Below are 20825 nucleotides of genomic sequence, written 5' to 3' on the forward strand. Positions count from 1 at the left end.
GCCGTTCCGGGCACGCGGACGCCCGGCCCAGGCGCGGGGGGGGGGGGGGGGCTGGGGGGGGGGGGGGGGGGGGGGGGGGGGGGGGGGGGGGGGGGGGCCGCCGGCCCCCCCCCCCCGCCGGGGGGGGGGGGGGGCGCCCCCCCCCGGGGGGGGGGGGGGCCCCCCCCCCCCCCCCCCCCCCCCCCCGCTCCTGCGTGCGGCGTCAGCCGCGGATGCCCTGCGCCAGCTGCGAGTCGACGTCCTGCAGCGTCGTGGCGGCCTGCTTGAGGAACTGCGACATGCCCTCGAGACCGGCGATGGTCTGCTTGGCGCCGTTGGTGAAGTCGTCGTACGACTGCTGGAACGCGCCCGAAGCGGCGTCGGTCTGAAAGCCGGAGGCCACCAGGTTGTTCACCTGGGTCTGCAGCATGTTGAGCGTGTCCTCGAGCTGGGCCTGCCCCTGCGTGAGCTGGTCAGCGGTGGAGTTGAGCTCCTCGTAGGTCACGTTCATGTTCGCCATGTCAGGATTCCTCCCTCGTTGGGCCGGCCCCCTCGGCCGTACCGCCTGCCAGCACAGTAGACGAGGCGCCCGTCACGGTGCGATGGGGAGGACTCCCCATGGGTGCCCGGGGCACGGGCCGCGCGGCGTCAGCGCGGCGTCAGCGCTGCGTCAGCGCTCGCCGACGCGGCGCTCGCGCGCCCGCCGCAGCTCCTCGAGGCGCGCACGGCGCTCGACGGCGGACAGGTCGGCCACCCTGCGCTCCGGGCGGCCCCGCCGCCCCGCGCCCGGCGGCGCGAACGACGGGTCGTACCGCACCCGCCACTGCCTGCGCAGCCTCACCACGGTCAGCGCGACGAGCCCGGCACCGACGACGGCGAGGGCGACGCGCAGCACCGGCGGGGCGTCGGCCGCGACCACGACGACGTACATCAGCCAGCCCAGCCCCGCGGGGATCGCCGAGCCGATCTCGCTCCACCGGGGCGTCCAGCCCATCCGGTAGAACCGCATGAGCAGGTCGGTGGCCCGTGACCGGTGGACCGGCTGGAGCGACAGCGCCACGTTGGTCGCGGTGATGCCGAAGGTCTCCCCGCGCGCTCCCCAGGTCGTGTACGACAGCGCGTCGCCCGCGAACCGGGGGCGCAGGGACCGGGCGAGGTGCACCCACGCGAGGCCCGCCAGGGGCCACGAGGCGCACGGCAGCATCCACAGGACGGCCGAGCCCCACAGCAGGGAGAGCAGCGGGACCGCCAGGACGAAGGCGGCCATCTCCGAGGGCTGGGAGACGAGGCTCCGCCACTGCTCGCCGAGCGTCAGGCCCCCGTCGACCAGGGCGTAGAGGAGGAAGCCCGGGCCGAGCGCGAAGAACAGCAACCCCATCGCGGTCCAGAAGACCGCCAGGAGCAGGTACGCGAACGGGCGCAGGGCCAGCTGGACGGGGCTGCGCGGACGGACGCCGGGTGCGGTCTCGGACCGGGGCAGGGGCTCCACGGTCACCGGACGCTACCAGCGCCGGCCGCCGCCGTCCCCGCCGCCGTCCCCGCCGCCGTCCCGACGTCGTCCTGGGGGGCGTCCACGAAGGTGACCGAGTCGACGATCTCGTCGAAGAGCGTGGCGAACGGTTCCGCCGAGGGGATGTTCGGCACGTTGACGCGGGCCATCAGCAGCCGCGAGCGGTCGGGGTACGGGACGTGGTACTCGAGCCGCATCGTGACGAGCTCCTCGCCGGAGTCCGTCGTCGCGCGCGTCATCTCCGCGACGCGCGCCACGGGCCCGTGGCGCTGCGGCGCCACCTCCCCCGCCGGGTACGCCTCGCGGAGCGCCTCCGCCACGTCGCCCCGCTCGAGCCCCGCGCGCGCCGCGGCGGGCCAGTCCTCGTCGAAGACGAGGATCGCGGCGGGGAACGGCACGCCGGGCAGGAGCTCGAGCGACATGAGGTACGTGTGCGCGCCCAGCGCGGCCGCGTCGGCGGCGTTGCGGGTCAGCTCGGTGGCCGCCTCGCGCCGTGCGCGCGCGAGGCGGTCGGCGCGGCCGACCTGGCGCAGGACGAGCTGCTTGACGAAGCGCGCGGTCACCTCCGCGTCGCCCAGGGGGACGTTGGCCCACGTCCCGGGCAGGACGAACCGGAGCCGACCCCCGGCAGCACCCACCGCGCGCGTCACGCGGCCACCTCCGTCTCGATCGTGAGGCCGGTCAGCAGGTCGAGCACCGCCTGCGGGAGGTCGTCGAAGGCGCCGACGCCGTTCGCGATCGCCGTGACCTCGACCATGTCCGTGCTGTCGGGCGGGAACACGCCGAGCGCGACGCGCTCCTCGAGGTGGGCCACGCCCTCCCCCAGGTCGGGCACCGAGTGGCCGATCATGAGGTGCAGCCCGCGCACCGCGCCGGCGGGGACGTCGCCGCGGACCTCGGTGGCCACGAGCTGGTTCTCCCCGCCGTCCGCGACGACGCGCTCGAGGTCCGCGCCGAAGGCCTCGGCGGACAGGTCCTGCTGCGCCACCAGCGTGAGCATCGCGTCGAGCCGGCCCAGGTCCGGACGGCGCACCAGGAACGCCGTCTCCATCCCCGTCACCCCGGCGTCCGCGACCGTCCGCGCCACCCCGGCGATGCCGTCGGCGAGCGCCTCGGCGGGGTCGACGAGCGCCTCCCGCCCGAGCGCCTCCCGCCCGGGGTGTGGGGTCTCGTCCGCCTCGGCGGGCGCCCGCCCGCTGCGGCTGACGAGCGACCGCGCGGTCTCGCGCGCCCAGCGGTCGACGTCCGGCACGACGTGCGGCAGCACGACCCAGTCCTCCGGGAGGGCGAGGTCGAACCCCACGAGGCGCGCCGTCACGGGGCGGCCACCGCGTCGTCGGTCGAGTTGGGGATCAGCTGCGCCCCGTACCCGACGATCTTGCCGTAGGGTCCGCCGAACGGTGACGTCGCGATGTCGACGCCCGGCTTGGCGGCCTGGCCGGCGTCGCCCGCGGTCGCCTGGGTCGCGAAGTCGACGAGGTTCTTGCCCTGGCTGTAGGCGTTGTTGACGTAGGCGAGGCCCACCGCGACCGAGGACGTCACCGCGGTGACGTCGTCCACGCGCACCCCGTTGGTGCTCATGACCCGGAGCATGTCGCTGACGTCGTCGTTCGTGAACAGCGCGCGCATGCCGGCCCCCGTGAACGGGTTCGGGAACAGCGTCCTGAAGGCGTGGCCGTAGCTGCCGCTGGCGAACATGCCCGCGACCGCCTTGTCCGTGCTGGACCGGACGAACGGCGACCGGAGCACCTCCGTGACCCGCTGGCCGGTCGACTGCGCGAACACGTTGCGCGCGCTCGAGATCGCGCTGCGGCCGAACATCGCCCGGGCCGACGAGCCCGACATCCGCGCGGACGTCTGGACGATCATGCGCGCCTTGGTGTACTGGGCGATCGAGCTGATGGCCTTGCCGCCGAAGAGCGACAGGGCGGCCAGGCCGGCGGCGCCCAGGACGCCCCAGAACGACCCCTCGCCCTTGCTCCACTTCATCGCCGCGTCCACGACGGCGAGGATCGCGCCGACCGCCGCGAGGACGAGCAGGACCTGGCCGACGAACGGGACCCACGAGAAGAAGATCGCGAGGATCCCGGCCACGTCGCACACGACCTTGGCGAGCTCGTAGAACGAGTCCCACACCTTGCCGATCTTGTCCCACGTGCCGTCCTGCAGCCCGTGGGTGTTCTTGCCGGTGACGACCTCCTCGATGCGCCCGACCGCGGAACGGGCGGCCGAGTCCTTGGCGTCCGCGGCGTCGCGCCACCGGCCCTGCCAGTAGGCGAGGTCGCCCTCGGCGTCGGACACCCGGTCCCCCGCGCGGTTGCTCGCGGTCCGGGCCTCCGCCGCCTCCTGGGGGGTGGCCGACGTGGGCAGGCCCGACTCGTGCTGCTCCGCGTGGTGCTGCGCGGTGCGGGCCGACGCGAGCTCGGACTCGGCCCTGCCGATCTCGAGGATCGCGGCGTGGGCGTCCTCCTTGGCCGAGCGCAGCGACGAGGCGTAGGCCTGCAGGGCCGAGCCGGTCTCCCGGTAGCGGTCCTGCGCCTTCTCGATGCTCTCGCGGACCTTCTCCGCCTTCTCGCGCGTCTCGTCCATCGCGAGCGACCTGGTGTCGATCTCGTCGGAGATCTTCTTCAGCGCGGCGGTCGAGCGCTGGATGGCGTCCGCGATCTCGATGTACCGGCGGGCCTTGCTCTCCACGAGGCCCGGCGCCCCCTGCAGCTCCTGGTACGGCGTGTCTCCCATGGCTCCCCCCGCCTACTTCCCGGCCTTCTCGACCGAGTCCTCCAGCGCCCTGCCCAGCTCGGTGTCGACCTCGGTGAAGGTGTCGACGATCTGGTTGAGGATGTCGCTGAGCGTCTTGACGTCGCCGAGCATCTCCTCGCGCTTGATCTTCCACTTGTCGGCGAAGTCCTGGACCCGGTCGCGCAGGTCGTCGTGACCCGTCGCCTCGGCGGCGTCACCGGCGTTGTCGTCGGCGTTCTCGAGCTCGCTCACGATCGCCGTGAGGTCGCCCGCGAGCTGCGAGAGCGTGTCCATGTCGATGCTCAGGTCGTACCCGGCCATCCCCGTCCCCTGCTGTCATGAGCTGCTGTCGCCAGCCGTTGCTGCGGTCAAACTAACGGAGCCGTCCAGGACCGTCGATGGGGAGCGGTCCCCATCCGGCCCGGCACGGCCCCGCCGGGCCCTCAGCCGTCGATCACCAGCGGCAGCTGCACGCGCACGTGCTTGCCGCGGGCGACGTACGCGCCGCGGCCCACGGGGTACTCCCCCTTGGCCGCGCGCGGCAGCGACGTCTTGAGGATCGTGTCGCCGTCGAGGTTCTCCGGCTGCAGCAGCAGGCCGCGCCGGGCGTTCTTCACCTCGGCCAGCAGCGGCCACGTCGAGGACCAGGCCGCGGTCTCGGCCTCCGCGACGAGCAGGTGGTCGCTCTTGCGGATCGCCTTGGTGAGCTCCTGGATCGGCTTGTCGGCCGGCGTCTGCAGGTACTCGTTGACGCCCTCGACCACCACGACGATCCCGGGCTCGACGTCCTCGTCGCTCACGGCGGCGAGCAGGTCCTTGGCCATCTCGGCCACCTTGTCCGGGCCGGTGGCGACGTCCTCCCACGCCAGCTCGCCGGCGATCGCCGAACGGGTCTGGGCGAACAGGTAGCAGCGCGCCCGGGGGTTCGCCCGCTGCACCGCCCGCGCGATCGCGACCAGGGCGTTGCTGCGCCCCGCCCCGGGCGGGCCGGAGACCACCATCGCGCCGGTCGGGTCGAAGGGCAGCGGCGCCAGGTCGACGTTGTCCAGGCCGAGCACGGGGCGGCCGTCGACGGCGTCGGGCAGCTCGGTCGCGGGGTACGACTGCGGCAGCACCCGCACCGGCGGCGCCGGCGTCACGCCGGCGCGACGCATGGAGGCCGCCAGCCGCTCGGTGGCGGCGGCCTGGTCGGCCACGGACCGGGCGCCGCCGACCACGGCGACCTGCACCTCGAGCCCGTCGACGACGGCGCGGCCGGCGGGCGACGTCGCGGTCACGACGTCGCGCGGCGCGTTGAAGGACAGGTAGCCGTCGTCGGTCATGCGCAGCAGCACGTTGCGCTGCACCAGCGAGCGCACGTAGGTGGGCACGGCGCCCGCGCGGTCGGCGGTGAACACGACGTGCATGCCCAGGCCGCGACCCTCGGTCATGACGTCGCGGAAGACGTCGAACCACTCCGAGCGCCCGGTGCCGACCTCCCAGTCGTCGCGGAAGGCGGCGAACCCGTCCACCACGAGCAGGATGCGCGGCACGTCGTGGCGGCCGGTGATCTGCCGGTACTCGGTGACGCTCGCGGCCGACACCGCGGCGAACGCCTCGCCGCGGCGCTCGAGCTCGTCGCGCAGCATGCGCAGCAGGCTGACGATCCGCTCGCCGTCGTCGCCGCGCACGACGGCGCCCACGTGCGGCAGCGACTCGAGCATGCGCAGCGCGCCGGAGGCGAAGTCGAGCCCGTAGACGTGGACCGGGCCGCCGCGCGGGGTGATGCCGGCGGCGGTGGCGACGGTGCGCAGCGCCGTCGACTTGCCCGAGCCACCCGTGCCGTAGATGCCCAGGTTGCCGTCGAGGTCGGGCTGGAAGTACACCGGCCGCTGCGCCTGCTCCTGCGGCAGGTCCGCCACGCCCACGAGCAGCTCGGCGTCGGTGCGCTGGCGCAGCCGGGTCAGGTCGTAGAGGTCCGCGAGCGAGTCGAGCCACGGGCGGCGCGGCGTCGGCAGCCCGCCGGCGTCGAACGCCTCGCGCACGCGCGCCACGAGCCGCTGCTGGTCGTTGGGGCCCAAGTCCTCCGGCGCCGGGGACGCCGCGTCGTCGACCGGCTCCTCCCACGGCTCCTCGCGCCCGAAGCGCAGCCCGGCCACCTCGACCTTGGCCCGCTCCGGGGCCCGGGTGCTCCACCCGCCGGCGTAGCCCGACTGGAACGCCTGCACCCGGCCCGGGCCGGTCTTCACCAGGCCGCGGCCGGGGATGCTGGGGTCGACGTAGGCGGCGTCGGGCACCTCGACGACGTCGCTGGAGTCGGAGGCGTCGGCCATCCGCAGCGCCACGCGCAGGTTGGTGTTGGCGCGCAGGTTGTCCTTGATGACGCCGGCGGGCCGCTGGGTGGCCATGATCAGGTGGATGCCGAGCGAGCGGCCGCGCTGGGCGACGTCCACGACGCCGTCGACGAACTCGGGCACGTCGCTCACGAGCGCGGCGAACTCGTCGATGACGATGACCAGCGCGGGCGGCGTCTCCGGGTCGCCGCGCTTCTCCAGCTCGAGCAGGTCCTTGGCCTTCTTGCGGTGGAGCAGCCGCTCGCGGTGGTGCAGCTCGGCACGCAGGGACGTCAGGGCGCGCAGCACCAGGTGCGGCGACAGGTCGGTGACCAGGCCGACGCTGTGCGGCAGGTGGATGCAGTCGGCGAACGCCGAGCCGCCCTTGTAGTCGACGAACAGGAACGTCACGCGGTCGGGGCTGTACTCGGCGGCCATGGCCAGCACCCAGGCCTGCAGGAACTCGGACTTGCCGGCGCCGGTGGTGCCGCCCACCAGGGCGTGCGGGCCCTGGGACCGCAGGTCGAGATGCTGGGCGTCCACGCCCGCGGAGCCGACGACGGCGCGCAGCGACCCGGCGCGCCGCCGCTCGAGGGAGCGCCCCGACCGGTCGTAGACGGACCGGTTCTGCCGCCACCGGTCGAGCACCGCCTCGGCCGACTCGAACAGGTCGTGGCCCAGCAGCGCCGGCAGCGACACCGAGCGCGGCAGGTCGCTGGCGTCCTCCACGACGGCGCCGGCGTCGAACACCGGGGCCAGGCGGCGGCCGTAGTCGAGCGCTGCCGCGGCGTCGAGCTCCTCGAGCTGCACGTCGTCGACCCATCGGCCGAGGCGCACGAGGCCGACGCGCGGCTGCGCGGCGCCGAGGTCGACGAACGTGCGGCACGCGGCCGGCAGCCGCGCGGCCTCGGTGGCGACCCACAGCAGGTACACGCCGGCGTCGGGACCCTGCTCGGCGAGCTGCACGAGGCGGGCGCGGTCGACGTCGATGTCGTCGCTGACCACCACGACGACGGCGGGGACCGGCGACCGCGTGCCGGCCTCGTGGGCGGACGCGCCGACGTCGGCGCCGCGCTCGATCGCGGCGTCGTCCTCGTCGACCGCGCCGCGCCGCCGCGGGCGGTGCGCCTTCAGCCGGGTGGCGACCAGCTCCTCGAGCTGCGCCACGAGGCGCGAGGCGCCCGTGGCGGAGTCGGCGAGGTGCAGGCCGTCGACCGGGCTCTGCGGGCTGGAGGTGTGCGGCACCCAGGTGAGCCACTCCAGCGCCCGCGTCCACACCGGGCTGACCATGGCGGTCACGACGAGCTCGCTCGGCGCGTGCAGCCCGGTGAGCTGCAGCAGGATCGCGTTGAGCGAGCCGGCCACGCGCGGGGGCGGGCCGGCGAAGCCCAGGGCACCGGCGTCGTAGAGGTTCTCGACGACCGGCACGCCGTCGACGGTGTCGAACTGCGCGACGACGGCGTCGAGCTGCTCCTGGTGCTCCTTGAGCAGCCGGCCGCGGTCGCCCGTCTTGATGGTGTTGCGCGAGGGCATGGTGCCGAGGCCGAACCGGACGTTGAGGAAGCTCCAGTGCTCGGGGCGGCGCGTCCACAGCAGCGGCCCGTGCCGCATGGCCTCGACGAACACGTGCTGCGTGGCCGGCGCCTCGCGCAGCCGCACGGAGCGCTCCTGCTCCTTCTCCTGCGCGAGCGCGGTGCGCAGCGACTCCAGCCGCTCGTCGAACCGCTGCACCTGCCGCTCGAGCCGCTTGCGGTTCTGCCGGCCCTGCGTGAGGTGGTTGCCCAGCAGCATGAGCGGGGTCATGAGCACGAACAGCAGCGCGGTGGGCCGGTGCAGGACGAAGAACATCGTCAGGCCGAGCAGGACCGGCGCGACCAGCGCGAGGAAGGGGAACTCCCGGGGCTCGATCTCCTCCGGGGCGTCGGGCGCCTCGAACGTCTCGCCGGTGTAGCGCGCCTCGACGCGCGGGGAGCGCGTGAACGGCACCGGTCCCGCCTTGGGCGCGACGCCGGTGATGCGGGCGGCGTCCCGGCGCCGCTCGACCACCAGGGCGGTGTCACCGACGACCACGCGCTGCGCGCCGTCGACGCGCAGCCGCGCCACCGGGGCGCCGTCGACGAGCGTGCCGTTGGCCGACCCGAGGTCGACGACGTCGACCGTCTCGCCCACGTCGAGCCGCAGGTGCCGCTTCGACACCAGCGGGTCGGCGAGGACGACGTCGCACTCCGGGGCGCGGCCCAGCGTCCAGCTGCCCTCGGTGAGCTGGTGGGTCTCGCCGCCCTCGACCCGCACCACGGCGCGCACGTCCTGCGAGCGCGGGTAGTCGAAGCCCGGCAGCGAGAGGTCGACGACCGCGATCTCCGCGCCAGAGCCGATCCACGCCTCGCCGAGCGCGGCGTCCTGCGGAAGCCGCACCGGCTGCTCCTGGCCGGGCAGCCGCGCCTCGAGCGTGCGCGGCGCGTCCGGGTCGCCGTGGCTCGCGTGCGGGTCGACGCGCGCGATCGTCGCGGCGATCTCCCCGATCGTCGCGCCCGCGTCCGCGGTGATGACGACGTCCTCCGCGGTGCCGTCGACGCGGCGCAGCGTGGCCTTGACGTGCATCCGTGCTTCCCCTGCCTCGTGCCGTGCTGGTTGACGTGGTGGTGCTGGTGATGGTGGTGGTGCTGGTGGTGCTCGTGGTCTGGTGCTCAGCCGCGGCCGCGGCGCCGCAGGACGGCCGCGTGGACCGTCCCGACGACGAGGCCGCCGACGGCGGCGAGCCCGACGGCCGCCCAGGTGCCGCCCGCGGTCAGCGCGCGCCCGAGCGCGCGGTACGGGTCGGCGAAGCTCCCCGTCCCGGCGCCGTGCAGCAGCACCTCGAGCGCGACCATGACGACGAGCGCGACCGCCGCCGCGGCCACGGGCCACGCGACGAGCACCCGCCCGGGCGCGGGACCCGTGCTCACTCGTCGCCCTCCGTGGGCTCGTCGAGCAGCGGGAGGTCCGTCGCGGTGACCAGCCGCGAGGCGACCGCGTACTCGACGAGCCGCGCCCGCCGGTTGGTGGCCAGGGCGCCGGGACCGCCCCGCAGCCCCTGGACGCCGATGCGGTCGAGCTTCTCGCAGACGTTGTCGAGCTTGCGGTTGAACCGGGTGGTCGTCCACCCGAGGCGGGCGGCGGCGGACGCGGACGACGGGATCTGGGCCAGGCTCGTGCCGTCGCGGCGCAGCAGCGGCTCGGCGAGCGCGACGATGAGCTGGCGCTGGCTGCGGGTGAACGGGATCATCCCGATCGTCGTCGCGCCGCCGTCCTCCTCGTCCACCGCCTGCACCTGGTGGTACGGGGCGCCCTCGAGCACCACGGAGATCTCGTACGTCGTCGGGCCGGCGGTGAACACCACCTGGGTGGCGGGGAAGACCATCGGCAGCCGGTTGCCGGGCGACACCCACGACTGGACGCCGCCGCCGGCGTCGCAGACGGTGGCCGACAGCAGCGAGCCCACGTTGACGAGCCACCAGATGCCGCCCTCGTGCCGCAGCTGCAGGAACCGGCGGTGCAGGTACGGGTTGTCGTCGATCGCCAGGTCGCCGTCGCGGCCGACCTCGAACGGCGCGCCGTCCGGGTCGGGGTAGAACCACTCGCCGCAGAACTCGACGGCGAGGCGGCCGCCCGGCGCGGCGGTGGACGGCCCGGCGGCACCGGGGACGGGCTGGACCGGCGGCTGGACGGCCGGCTGGACGGTGGGCTGGGCGGTGGGCTGGAGGGTGGGCTGGACGGTCGGCTGGACGGTCGGCTGGGTCATGAGGCGCACGCATCCTGGGGGGTCGCGGACTGCTTGCCGGAGCGGACCACCACGACCTCGACGCAGGTCTGCCCGTCCGCCGACAGCGGCACGGTGACGGACGTGGCGTCCGTGGGCTCGTAGAGGGTCTCCTCGGTGATGCTCAGCTGGCGCCACGCGTACCGGTCGCCGTCCTGGGCGTCGGCGGGCGGCTGCCAGGTGAACGTCGCCCGGTCGCCCTCGACGGCCACCTTCAGGTCGCGCACCGCGGGCACGAGCGAGCCGAGGTTGTCGCGCGGCGGGCCGGTCGGCGTCGGCTCCTGGGCGACGGCGTCGGCGGGCGGCTCCTCGGTGCCGCCGCCGAGCGCGCCCCACAGCACGCCGGCGACCGCCACCACCGCGACGGCGGCGCCGACGAGGATGCCCAGGCCGCGGCGCGCGGAGCCGGGCTCCGCGGCGGCCGGGTCCGGGGCGTCGGCCGTCGCGCCGCGCCGCACCGTGCCGTCCGGCACGCCGTCCCCGCCGACGGCACGCGCCTCGCGCAGCGCCGTCGCGTCGGTCGCCTCGGTCGCCTGCGGCCACGGCGGGCCGGCCGCCGGGCGCGGCGCGCCCGCGCCGGTGGCGGCGCCTGCGGCCCCGGCCGCCGACGGGTCGATGGAGGTGACGCTGCGCAGCCGGGTGCCCGGGGCGTCGTCCGGCTCCTCCTCGGCCACGTGCCCCGAGTCGTCGAGCAGGTCGATCGGCGTGACGGCGAGCCGCAGCTCGGTCTGCACGTGCTGCAGGGCGCGGGCGAGCGCGAGCACCGACGGGTAGCGGGACTCCGGCCGCTTGGCCATCGCCGTGGCGAGCACGCGCTCGAGCGACGCCGGCACGTCGTCCCGGCCGGTGGGCTGCAGCGGCGCGCGCTCGATGCGCGCCACGAGGTCCGCGCTGCCGTTGGGGCCGCCGGGCACCTCGAACGGGGACCGGCCGGCGAGCAGCGTGTAGAGGGTCGCGGCGAGCGCCCACACGTCCGTCGCGACGCCGGAGACCGGCGGGTCGCCGAAGGACTCGGGCGGCGACCACGGGATCGACATGCCCTCCGCCGCGCGGGCGTCGTCGAGCGTGGAGGAGATGCCGAAGTCGGTGAGCACCGGGTGGCCGTACTCGGTGACGAGGATGTTGGCCGGCTTGATGTCGCGGTGCAGGATCCCGGCGCGGTGCGCCGTCTCGACGGCCCCGGCGATCTGCACGGCGACGCGCAGCGCCTCGGCGACGGCGAACCGCTCGGTGCGGTAGCGGGACCCGAGGTTGGGCCGCGAGCAGTACTCCATCGCCAGGTACGGGCGCCCGTCCTCGGCGATGTCGGCCTCGTACATGGTGACGATCGACGGGTGCGTCGACAGCGTCGCCATGAGGTCGGCCTCGGCGTCGAACGCGGCGCGCTGCGAGGCGGTGCGCTCGCTGAGCAGCACCTTGACGGCCACGCGGCGGCGAGGGCGCTGCTGCTCGTAGAGGAAGACGTCGGAGAACCCGCCGGACCCGATCAGCGAGACGTACTCGAAGCCGTCGATGCGCGGCGGGGCGGACGTGGGCCGCTTGCTGCTCACCAGATCTCCTCGAAGCCCAGGGTGACGCCGTCGCCGAGGTCCACCACGTCGCCGTCGGCGACGAGCACGCCCTCGCTCGGGTGCAGGCGCCGCGGCGGCTGGCCCGGCCGCAGCAGGGTGGTGCCGTTGGTGGTGGCCATGTCGCTGACCAGCACGTGCCAGCCCTCGAGGCGCACCTCCACGTGGGAGCGGGAGATGTCCTGGCTGGGGCTGTCGACCGTGACCAGCCGGGCGCCGTCGCCGCCCGAGGTGCGCGGTGCGCGCGGCCGGCGGCCGACGACGACCGTGCGGTCGAGGTCGACGACCTCGCCGGCCGAGGTGCGCATCCGGCCCAGCAGCGGGCGCGGCGCGAGCGCCGCGTCCCCGGTGAGCTCGGCCTGGCAGGTGCGGCACCGTTCCCACGACGGCGGGTTCGGGTGCCCCTGCGGGCAGGTGCGCGCCAGGATCTGCGGCCCGGCGGGCCGGTCGGCCGGGGCGCCGGGGGCAGACCCACGGGCGGGCGCGGCGCCGAGCCCGGCGGCGGCGCGCAGGTCCGCGACGGCCGAGGACAGCACGGTGTTGCCGTCGTGGTCGAGGTCACCGACAGGAGCCTGGGGGGCCGGCGCCACCGGGGGCGCGGCGGGAGCCGCCGGCACGGGAGCCGGGGTGGGGGCTGGCCCGGGGGCGACGGCGGGCGCGGGCGGGGGCACCGGCGAGGCGTCCCAGACCTTCGGCACGCCGGCGAGGATGCCGGGCGGCGGCTCCGGCAGGCAGGCCCCGGGCGCCGCGGCGGGCGCGGCGCCCGGGGCCGGGATGACCGGGTCGCGGACGGCGGCCGGGTCGAGGTCCGGCTCGCGGTCCGACGGCGGCGGCGCGAACGACGGCGTCGACGGCGCGACGTCCGCCGCTGCCGCGGCCGGGGCGTCGCCGCTCGCGTCCTCGTCCTCCTCGTCGGGGCGGACGGCCGCCGCCTCGACGCCGCGCATCACGGTCTGCCCCCACAGGTGGCCGTAGGTCTCCTCGTCGGGCTCGACCTGGACGGGCCCGGTCGGGACGGGCTCGGCCGGGACCGGCTCCGCGGCCGCCGGGACCGGCGCCTCGACGGCCGCCGCGACGGCCGCGGTGGCGATGCCGTCGTCCGGGGCGGCCGGGGCTGCGACGACGCCGACCGTGCTGTGGTCGGGCAGCAGCGTGTCCGGCGACGCGTCGGCGTCGCCCGCCGCGGCGGTCGCCCGGAGCAGCTGGAGCAGCTCGACCGGCTCGACCGGCTCGACGGGCACCGCGGGCTCGACCGGCGCTGCGGGCGTCGTCGGCACGGCGCCGACGGCCGGGGCGCCGGCCTCGTCCGGCCGCGCGGCGAGCGCGAGGCGCACGCCCACGGCGCCCGCGGCGACGACGCCGCCGGCCAGCGGCCACGTGCCCTGGACGGGCAGCAGCCCGCTGCCGCCGTCGGCCCGGACGGACAACCCGACCACGTCGCGCACGGTGCGCTCCGACCACGTGGCCACGCCGGCGCCGTCGACGGTGACGGCGCCGCCGTCGCCGGACTCGAGCTCCACGCGGCAGTCGCCGCGCACCAGCACGTGCGCGACGCCGTCGCGGACCGCGGCGACGGCGAACGGCGGCACGCGGTGCAGCCCGCCCACGCCGTCGGTGAGGACCTGCAGCGCGTCCATCACGCCCGGCTCCGCCCCGGGTGCCGGGTCGAGCGCCTCCCACAGGCGGTCGAGCACGCCGGGCTCCGGCGGCTGCGGCAGCACGACGACGACGTCCCCCCGCACGACGGCACGCCCCGACCCGATGGCGTAGCGCACGCCCATGTCTCGGTCCCCTCCCTCGTCGTGCCGCCCGTCCGGACCGCCGGGCCTCACCGGCCGGCCCCGACCCCGGCCGCGCGAGGACGCGTGTCCTCGTCGGCCTCGTCGTCGCCGGGCGGCCCGCCCCCGGGCCCCTGGGACAGCGCGACGGCGTCCACGACGACGACCGTGATGTTATCCCGGCCCCCCGCGGCCAGCGCCTCCGCCACCAGGCGGTCGGCGGCGTCCTGCGGGTCGGGCGTCTCGCGCAGCACGAGCGCGACGCGCTCGTCGGCGAGCTCGCTGGTGAGCCCGTCGGAGCAGACCAGCACCCGGTCGTGGGACTCCACCGGCACGTACCAGAGGTCGGGCCGCGGCGCCTCGGGCGACCCCAGCGCGCGGGTCACCACGTGCCGGCGCGGGTGGGTCATCGCCTCGCTGCGCGTGATCATCCCCGCGTCGACCATCTCCTGGACCTCGGAGTGGTCCACGCTGACCTGCTCGAGCCGGCCGCGCGACATCAGGTAGGTGCGCGAGTCGCCGAGGTTGACCACGAGCCACTGCGGCACGCCGTCGCGCTCGGTGAGCACCACGCCCGAGACCGTCGTGCCCGCCCCGCGGCCCGGCTGCGTGGCGATCGCCCGCACGCGCTCGTTCGCCACCGCGAGCACCTGCGCGACGTCGCCGCGGCGCACCGCGCCGAGCAGGCCGAGGCCTTCGAGGAGGTCCACCGCCGTCGCGCTGGCGACCTCGCCGGCCTCGTGCCCGCCCATGCCGTCGGCGACCAGGAAGAGGGAGGACGTCGCCAGGTAGCGGTCCTCGTTGAGCGGGCGGCGCGCCCCGCGGTGCGTCGCCGCGCCCCACGCCAGGACGACGCCCTCGGCCCCGCTCACGCGTCCCCCACCCGTGCCGCGTCCGTCGCCGCCCGCGCGGTCACGCGGTACTCCCCCAGGTGGATCGACGCGCCCGCGGGCACCCGCACCCGGGCGCCCGGCTCGACGACGCGCGGCGGCGCCCCCGGCACCGACACCACCGTGCCGTTGGTCGACCCGCGGTCGGTGACCCACAGCCCCCCGTGGTCGACGCCGAGCTCCGCGTGGGTCTTGGACACCGAGCGGCGCGGGTCGTCGAGCGCCAGCAGCGCCCAGCCGCCCGAGGCGGCCTGCGGGTCGCGCCCGACGAGCGTGGGGCCGGCGACCACGTGCACCACGCCCGTGGGCAGCTCGAGCGGCACGGGCACGACGGGCGCCGCGGTGAGGCGCGTCCCGGCGCCGGTCCCGGACCTCGGGGCGGACAGCCGGGTCGCGTCCCACCCGTCCTCCTCCGGCTCGGGTGCCATGGTCGTCTCGCCAGCGACGGCCGCGGGGACGGGCGACGGCACGGCGGCAGGGCCGGGAGCGGGCACGGCAGCCGGTGCCGCGGCCGGCGCGACGTCCGGAGCGGCGGCCGGCGCCGGCGCGCGGCCCGGCACGCCCGTGACGATCCCGCCCGCGGCCGGCGCGTCGGCGCCCGTGGGGAACGCCCACGGGTCGGTGGGCGCCGCGGCGGACGGCCGGTCGGCCGTCGCCCGCGGCGCGGCGCGGCGCGGCGTGCGCTGCGTGCGCACGACGACGGACCGGGCCGCCTTGTCGTGCCAGCCCTGGAGCCGGCCGCTGCCGTCGAACAGCGGGCTCAGCAGCACCAGGACCCCGCCGACCCCGAGCACCAGGGAGCCGGCCCCCACCACGAGCGAGCGCAGCACCGCGCGGCCGAACCCGACCGGCCGGCGCGTGCCCTGGTCGACCGTGCGCACGCCCAGCAGGCGGCCGCCGACGGCGGCGCCCGTGCGGCCCTCCCAGGCGCACAGCGCGAGCCAGATCGCCAGGGACAGCAGCCCGGCGCCGAGGTACCAGCCCGCCAGCGCGGCCAGCAGGTCGCCCGCGCCCGCGGGTGCCGACGCCGCCGCCGCGTCCCGGCCCGCCGCGGCCAGCCCGACGACGAGCAGCAGCCACGACGGCACCGACGTCGCCAGGGAGTCCAGGACCGCCACCGTGAACCGCCGGCCGACGCCGGCGAGCGGTGCGTGCGCCTCCTGCGCCGGGGGCGCGCCCCGGCGGGTGGCGGCGACGAGCTCGGGCTCCGTCGTCGTCCCGACCGGGTGCTCCGGCCCGCGCGCGGCGCCGTCGCCGCGCGGCGTGCCGCAGACCGTGCAGAACGGTCCGGGCGCGGCCTGCGGCGACCCGCAGACGTCGCACACCGTCGTGCTCATGCCTCTCCCTCCGTGCGGCCGTCCGGCCGACCGGCCGGCTTCCGCCGTCTTGCCTCGCCGGGGTCCACAGCCCCGGTCGGCCTGCGCCGCACCAGGTCGCGCAGGGCCGCCCACCCGCGGGTGCCGCGCAGCGAGCGCAGCGACAGGCGCGCCCGCCACCGACGCCGGCGCGGGAGGCCGGCGTGCAGGCCGCCGAGCAGCGCGTCGACCTCGGACCAGTACGCCTCCACCTCCTGCGGCGAGGGCTCGGCCGCGCCGAACACCGTGGCGTCGGCCCGGTGGGCCAGCGGCACCGTCCCGGGCGCCTCGAGCGTCGCGACGAGCACGCCCGCCGCCTCCCGCCGCGTGGCGCCCTCGGGCACCGTCGCGCCCAGGTCCGTGGCCGCGTCGAGCACCTCGCGCCAGCCGCCCGCCACGCGGTCGGACAGCCGCGGCGCCGAGCGGCGCAGCAGCCGCCGGCGCGCCTTGAGGGCCAGGACGAGCAGGACGGGCGCCAGCAGGATCGCCAGCGGGACGAGCACGGCCGCCGCGATGCGCGCGGCCAGGCCCCAGTCGAAGCCCTCGGCGTCCTGCTCCTCGTCGTCCTCGTCCTGGACGTCGCCGGCCACGGCGTCCGCCGGCTCCTCCGGCGGCTCAGGGTCCTCGAGCACCGGCGGCTTGGGGACCTGCTCGCTCTTGGGCTCGGGCTGGATCTTGTTGTCCTCGTCCGGGATGGCGTCGACCGGCGCCCAGCCGTGGCCCTCGAAGGGCACCTCGACCCAGGCGTGCACGTCGGCCCCGGTGACCGTGTAGGTCTCGCCGTCCTGGCGGGTGTCGGTCTCCGGGTCGGCGTAGAAGCCCATGACCACGCGCGCCGGGATGCCGGCCTGCTGCGCCATGAGGGCGAGGGCGACGGCGAACTGCTCGTCGTCGCCGACCATCTCGTCCTCGGCGAGCAGCGAGTCGACGCGGTCGGCCGAGTGGCCCGGCCGCGACGGCGCCTGGTCCTCCAGGCCGCTGGAGAAGATGCCGGAGGCGATCAGGCCGTCGCGCAGCGCGAACAGCCGCTCGACGGGGTCGGTCTCCTCCCCCATGAACTGCGCCGCCTTGGCCGCGACGGAGCCCGGCACGGCGTCGTCCGGCAGCGGCGGCAGCGGCGTGTCCGCCGCGATCCGGCCGGACCGCAGGTCCTCCTCGGTGGGCGGCGCGGTGATCTGGGCGCGCAGGCGGTAGGTGTCGCCCGGCTGCAGGCCGGCCGTGGCCAGCGCGGTGCGCGTCGTGACGTTGTAGTAGGTGGAGTCGGCGAGCTGGTCGGCGCGCGCACCGGTCCAGGTGATGCCCGTGACGCTGCCCGCGCCCGGCACCCACACGCCGCCGAGGTCGAGCACCTCGATCTCGAGCTCGCGGCTCGGCGTCGTGTCCGCGGTGGCGATCTCCTCGCCCGCGCGGGTGTAGACGCCCGAGCCGGGCTGGTCGCTCGAGGCGTCGTAGACGACGCCGTCGTAGGTGTCGAGCGTGGCCAGGCGCAGCCGGGCGCCCGCCGGCAGCCCCTCGACGCGCAGGACCTCGGCCTCGCGCTGCTCCTTGGCGAGCTTGCGGAAGCCCACCAGCGGGCTGACGAACTCGTGCAGGTCGAGCGGCGGGGTGATGACGTCGCGCACCACGGTGCGCGGCGCGGCGGGCAGCAGCAGGGGCGCGACGAACGCCGCCGCGACGGCGCCGACGCCGAGGATCGTGGCGCCGGTGCGCAGCCGGTACCAGCGCAGGCGGCGGCTCGCCTCGCGGCTGGAGTCGGTGGCCACGGAGTGGCGGCCGACGCGGGCCTCGACCACGCGCAGCGCGCCCCACAGCAGGCCGACGACGCCCGCCACCAGCCCCTGCACGACCGGCAGGGCGGGCTCGACCGTGCCGAGCAGGACGGTGGCGACCAGGCCGGCGGCCACGGGCGCGAGCGCGAGCGCGGCCAGCCGGGCGCGCCAGGCGACGGTGCCGGCCACCACGGCGACGAGGTAGAGCACGCAGAACGGCACCACCGCGAGGTCCGGGAAGGAGTGCAGCGGCGGCACCGTGGTGACGAACTCCTTCCACCCGTGCACGGCACCGAGCGCGAGCTCGCGCACCGTGCCCAGGGTGGGCACCACGCCGCCGACCGTGGTGTGCGGCAGCGCCAGCGCGCCGCCGCACAGGAGGTACGCGGCGACCGTCGCGGCCGCCACGGTCAGGGTGGGCCACCGCCGCCAGGCACCGATCCAGGCGACGAGCAGGCCGAGCAGCGCGCCGCCGACGGCGGGGCGCAGGTAGCCCGCCGTGCCCCAGACGGGGCCGAAGCCGACGACGACGGTGCCCAGCAGGAGCAGCAGCGCGAGGCCGTCACCGGCGCCCGACCACGTCAGGGCACGGGGCACCGCGTCGCCGCGGGCGCGGGTGGTCGCGCCGCGCCGCGTGGTCGAGCCGGTGCGGTCCGACGGGCGCAGCCGGCGCGAGGCGCGGGTGCTGGTGCTGGTGGCGCCGGTCGTCGAGCCCGTCGACGAGCCCGTCGTCGACTCGGGCTCCGGCGCGGGCGCCGGGGTTCCGGGGCGGCGGCTCATGCGTCGCTCAACCTCCGCATGGCCAGGGGCAGCTCACCGAGGCTGCCGAGGGTCAGGACCGTGAGCTCCGCGACGGTGTTGCGGCTCATGGGCGCGCCGGGCACGCACTGCAGCGCCATGACGTGCACCTCCTGCGGCAGCCGCGCGGAGGCGGCCCGCAGCTCGCCGGCGCCGACGCCGCTGCCGACGACGAAGGCGACGACGGACGCGTCGCCCACGGTCGTGCCGGCGACGCGGGCGACGTCGACGAGCCGGGTGCGCGAGGGCACCGCCTCGACCCGGGCGAGGTCGTCGAGCAGGCGGGTGCGGTCGTCGCCGCGCAGGCGCCCGTCGTTGACGAGCACGGTGACGCCGCGGTCCTCGCGGATCGCCTGCAGGCCGAGGGACCCGCAGACGCTGACGGCGAGCTCGAACTCGTCGTCGCCGGCGTAGTCCTCCGCGCGCGTCGAGAGCAGCACCGCGAGGTGGGACCGGCGGGTCTCCTCGAACTGGCGGACCATGAGCTGGCCCGTGCGGGCGGTGGTCTTCCAGTGGATGTGCCGGCGGTCGTCGCCGGGCACGTAGTCGCGCAGGGCGTGGAACGACACGTCGGAGTTCGAGATGTCCTGCGTGACCCGCCCCTCGAGGTCCTTGAGGAAGCCGGTCGAGGAGCCGGCGAGGCTCTTGACGACCGGGTGGACGAACAGTTCCTCGGGGTCGGTGAGCCGCACCTCGCGCCGCAGCAGGCCCAGCGGGTCCGCGCGCACGGAGCGCACCGGGCCCACCGTGATGACGGAGCGGCGGCGGGTCGGGACGGTGAAGATCTCCTCGTACGTGGCGCCGGCCGCGAGGCGCGGCACCGGGAACGCGGCGGCGCCGGTGCCGACCGGCACCTCCATGACCGACGGCAGCAGCGGGCGCGAGGACTCGTTGCGCACGTCCAGGCGGCCCACGGCCCGGTCACCCACGGTCACCCGGCGCTGGGCGAGGTCGAGCGCGACCGCGTAGCGGAACCGGCCGAGGACGAACCCCACCGCGGCGAGCAGCGCCACGGTGAGCAGCACGGCGACGACGAGCAGCTCCAGCCAGGAGAACGCCAGGCCGAGCACCCAGGTGGCCACGGCCGCGGCCAGGACGGCCCAGCCGTAGGGGCTCACCGCCGCGGTCACCGGGCTCACGACCGGGCGCGCGACCTCGGCGACGCGACCGGCCACGGCGTCGACCCGCTCCAGCGCGGGGCGCGCGGCCCGCCCGGCGGCGCGCCACCCGCCCCGGGCGGCGCCGCCGACGGCGGCGAGCGCGCGCCCGGTCCTGCCCTTCGTCATGCGTGGGCCTTCTCCTGCGGGGCCGCCAGGGTGGTGAGGATGCGGTCCAGCACCTGCGCCCCGGTCGCGCCCGCGAACTCGGCCTCGGGGTCGAGCGTGATGCGGTGGGCCCACACCGGCTGGGCGAGCTCCTTGACGTCGTCGGGCAGCACGTAGTTGCGCCCGTGCGCGGCGGCCCACACCTTGGCGCAGCGCACCAGGGCGAGCGCGCCGCGGACGGACACGCCGACGCGCACCTCGGGCGCCTCGCGGGTCTCCTCGGTGAGGCGCGAGACGTACTCCAGCACCGCGGGGTCCACGTGCGTGGTCGCGGCGAGCTCGGACATCTCGACGACGGCCTGGGTGGTGACGAGCGGCTGGAGCCCGGCGCTGCGGTCGCGCACCGCGGCGCCCGAGAGGATCTCCACCGTCGAGGCGTGGTCCGGGTAGCCGACCGAGGTCTTCATGAGGAACCGGTCGAGCTGCGCCTCGGGCAGCCGGTACGTGCCGGCCTGCTCGATGGGGTTCTGCGTCGCGATGACCATGAACGGGCGGCCGACCTCGTGCGCCACGCCGTCGACGGTGACCCGGCCCTCCTCCATGACCTCGAGCAGCGCCGACTGCGTCTTCGGCGAGGCGCGGTTGATCTCGTCCGCCAGCACGATCGAGGCGAACACCGGGCCCTGGTGGAAGTCGAACCGGCCGGACTGCTGGTCGTAGATCGTCACGCCCGTGACGTCGGAGGGCAGCAGGTCCGGCGTGAACTGGATGCGGTTGTTCGTGCCGTGCACGCTCGCGGCCAGGGACCGCGCCAGCATCGTCTTGCCGGTGCCCGGGGCGTCCTCCAGGAGCATGTGGCCCTCGGCCAGCATGCAGGTCAGCGCCAGGCGCACCACGTGCGCCTTGCCGAGGACCGCCTGGCCGACGTTGCCGACCAGCCTGTCGAAGGTCTGGGCGAACCAGGCGGCCTGCTCGGGCGTCATGGTGCTCATCGATTCGGGTTCCTTGTCGTCGTGCCGGTGGTCGTGATGCTGCGAGTCGTCGTGCTGGTCGTCGTCGTGCG

At 76.4% G+C, this 20825-nt stretch carries 16 protein-coding genes; all 16 read right to left on the reverse strand.

The window, feature by feature from the left end:
* Nucleotides 1-202: 202 nt before the first annotated feature.
* Complete coding sequence (locus U5M74_RS12600) at nt 203-499, reverse strand: WXG100 family type VII secretion target (RefSeq protein WP_069983514.1); 297 nt, start codon at nt 497-499, stop codon at nt 203-205.
* A gap of 150 nt (nt 500-649) precedes the next feature.
* Nucleotides 650-1474, reverse strand: a complete 825-nt coding sequence (locus U5M74_RS12605; RefSeq protein WP_410909293.1) for a hypothetical protein — start codon at nt 1472-1474, stop codon at nt 650-652.
* Nucleotides 1471-2139 carry a hypothetical protein gene (locus U5M74_RS12610; RefSeq protein ID WP_410909294.1) on the reverse strand — a complete coding sequence of 223 codons (669 nt, stop codon included), beginning with the start codon at nt 2137-2139 and terminating at the stop codon, nt 1471-1473. The genes U5M74_RS12605 and U5M74_RS12610 overlap by 4 nt, the downstream gene beginning before the upstream one ends.
* Complete coding sequence (locus U5M74_RS12615; RefSeq protein WP_410909295.1) at nt 2136-2807, reverse strand: hypothetical protein; 672 nt, start codon at nt 2805-2807, stop codon at nt 2136-2138. The genes U5M74_RS12610 and U5M74_RS12615 overlap by 4 nt, the downstream gene beginning before the upstream one ends.
* Entirely contained in the window at nt 2804-4228 is a 1425-nt protein-coding gene (locus U5M74_RS12620) for a hypothetical protein (protein WP_410909296.1), read from the reverse strand. Before U5M74_RS12620 ends, U5M74_RS12615 begins: the two co-directional genes overlap by 4 nt.
* A 12-nt stretch (nt 4229-4240) precedes the next feature.
* Nucleotides 4241-4549, reverse strand: a complete 309-nt coding sequence (locus U5M74_RS12625) for a hypothetical protein (protein WP_069983509.1) — start codon at nt 4547-4549, stop codon at nt 4241-4243.
* Between the two features lie 122 nt (nt 4550-4671).
* On the reverse strand, nt 4672-9141 hold the full coding sequence (locus U5M74_RS12630) for an FtsK/SpoIIIE domain-containing protein (RefSeq protein WP_410909297.1): 4470 nt from the start codon (nt 9139-9141) through the stop codon (nt 4672-4674).
* Between the two features lie 86 nt (nt 9142-9227).
* On the reverse strand, nt 9228-9485 hold the full coding sequence (locus tag U5M74_RS12635; protein ID WP_410909298.1) for a hypothetical protein: 258 nt from the start codon (nt 9483-9485) through the stop codon (nt 9228-9230).
* Complete coding sequence (locus tag U5M74_RS12640; protein ID WP_410909299.1) at nt 9482-10321, reverse strand: PT domain-containing protein; 840 nt, start codon at nt 10319-10321, stop codon at nt 9482-9484. Before U5M74_RS12640 ends, U5M74_RS12635 begins: the two co-directional genes overlap by 4 nt.
* Entirely contained in the window at nt 10318-11889 is a 1572-nt protein-coding gene (locus U5M74_RS12645) for a serine/threonine-protein kinase (RefSeq protein WP_410909300.1), read from the reverse strand. Before U5M74_RS12645 ends, U5M74_RS12640 begins: the two co-directional genes overlap by 4 nt.
* Nucleotides 11886-13688 carry an FHA domain-containing protein gene (locus tag U5M74_RS12650; RefSeq protein WP_410909301.1) on the reverse strand — a complete coding sequence of 601 codons (1803 nt, stop codon included), beginning with the start codon at nt 13686-13688 and terminating at the stop codon, nt 11886-11888. Before U5M74_RS12650 ends, U5M74_RS12645 begins: the two co-directional genes overlap by 4 nt.
* Before the next feature lie 47 nt (nt 13689-13735).
* The gene (locus U5M74_RS12655) at nt 13736-14557 is read right to left on the reverse strand and encodes a PP2C family protein-serine/threonine phosphatase (protein ID WP_410909302.1); all 822 of its coding nucleotides are present in this window, start codon (nt 14555-14557) and stop codon (nt 13736-13738) included.
* Entirely contained in the window at nt 14554-15912 is a 1359-nt protein-coding gene (locus tag U5M74_RS12660) for an RDD family protein (RefSeq protein ID WP_410909303.1), read from the reverse strand. Before U5M74_RS12660 ends, U5M74_RS12655 begins: the two co-directional genes overlap by 4 nt.
* Nucleotides 15909-18479: a transglutaminase-like domain-containing protein gene (locus tag U5M74_RS12665; protein ID WP_410909304.1), complete on the reverse strand. Its 2571-nt coding sequence runs from the start codon at nt 18477-18479 to the stop codon at nt 15909-15911. The genes U5M74_RS12660 and U5M74_RS12665 overlap by 4 nt, the downstream gene beginning before the upstream one ends.
* A complete protein-coding gene (locus U5M74_RS12670; protein ID WP_410909305.1) occupies nt 18476-19783 on the reverse strand; it encodes a DUF58 domain-containing protein in 1308 nt (435 codons plus the stop codon). The genes U5M74_RS12665 and U5M74_RS12670 overlap by 4 nt, the downstream gene beginning before the upstream one ends.
* Entirely contained in the window at nt 19780-20754 is a 975-nt protein-coding gene (locus U5M74_RS12675) for an AAA family ATPase (RefSeq protein WP_410909306.1), read from the reverse strand. Before U5M74_RS12675 ends, U5M74_RS12670 begins: the two co-directional genes overlap by 4 nt.
* Nucleotides 20755-20825: the final 71 nt, after the last annotated feature.

The organism is Puerhibacterium sp. TATVAM-FAB25 (genome assembly GCF_046535855.1).
In the GTDB taxonomy this organism is placed as follows: Bacteria; Actinomycetota; Actinomycetes; order Actinomycetales; family Cellulomonadaceae; genus Puerhibacterium; species Puerhibacterium variabilis_A.

What these genes read in the sequence shown, in the direction of transcription:
- U5M74_RS12600 (WP_069983514.1), bottom strand. Translation starts at nt 499, where the DNA reads ATGGCGAACATGAACGTGACCTACGAGGAGCTCAACTCCACCGCTGAC.
- U5M74_RS12620 (WP_410909296.1), bottom strand. Translation starts at nt 4,228, where the DNA reads ATGGGAGACACGCCGTACCAGGAGCTGCAGGGGGCGCCGGGCCTCGTG.
- U5M74_RS12625 (WP_069983509.1), bottom strand. Translation starts at nt 4,549, where the DNA reads ATGGCCGGGTACGACCTGAGCATCGACATGGACACGCTCTCGCAGCTC.
- U5M74_RS12630 (WP_410909297.1), bottom strand. Translation starts at nt 9,141, where the DNA reads ATGCACGTCAAGGCCACGCTGCGCCGCGTCGACGGCACCGCGGAGGAC.
- U5M74_RS12640 (WP_410909299.1), bottom strand. Translation starts at nt 10,321, where the DNA reads ATGACCCAGCCGACCGTCCAGCCGACCGTCCAGCCCACCCTCCAGCCC.
- U5M74_RS12650 (WP_410909301.1), bottom strand. Translation starts at nt 13,688, where the DNA reads ATGGGCGTGCGCTACGCCATCGGGTCGGGGCGTGCCGTCGTGCGGGGG.
- U5M74_RS12660 (WP_410909303.1), bottom strand. Translation starts at nt 15,912, where the DNA reads ATGAGCACGACGGTGTGCGACGTCTGCGGGTCGCCGCAGGCCGCGCCC.
- U5M74_RS12665 (WP_410909304.1), bottom strand. Translation starts at nt 18,479, where the DNA reads ATGAGCCGCCGCCCCGGAACCCCGGCGCCCGCGCCGGAGCCCGAGTCG.
- U5M74_RS12670 (WP_410909305.1), bottom strand. Translation starts at nt 19,783, where the DNA reads ATGACGAAGGGCAGGACCGGGCGCGCGCTCGCCGCCGTCGGCGGCGCC.
- U5M74_RS12675 (WP_410909306.1), bottom strand. Translation starts at nt 20,754, where the DNA reads ATGAGCACCATGACGCCCGAGCAGGCCGCCTGGTTCGCCCAGACCTTC.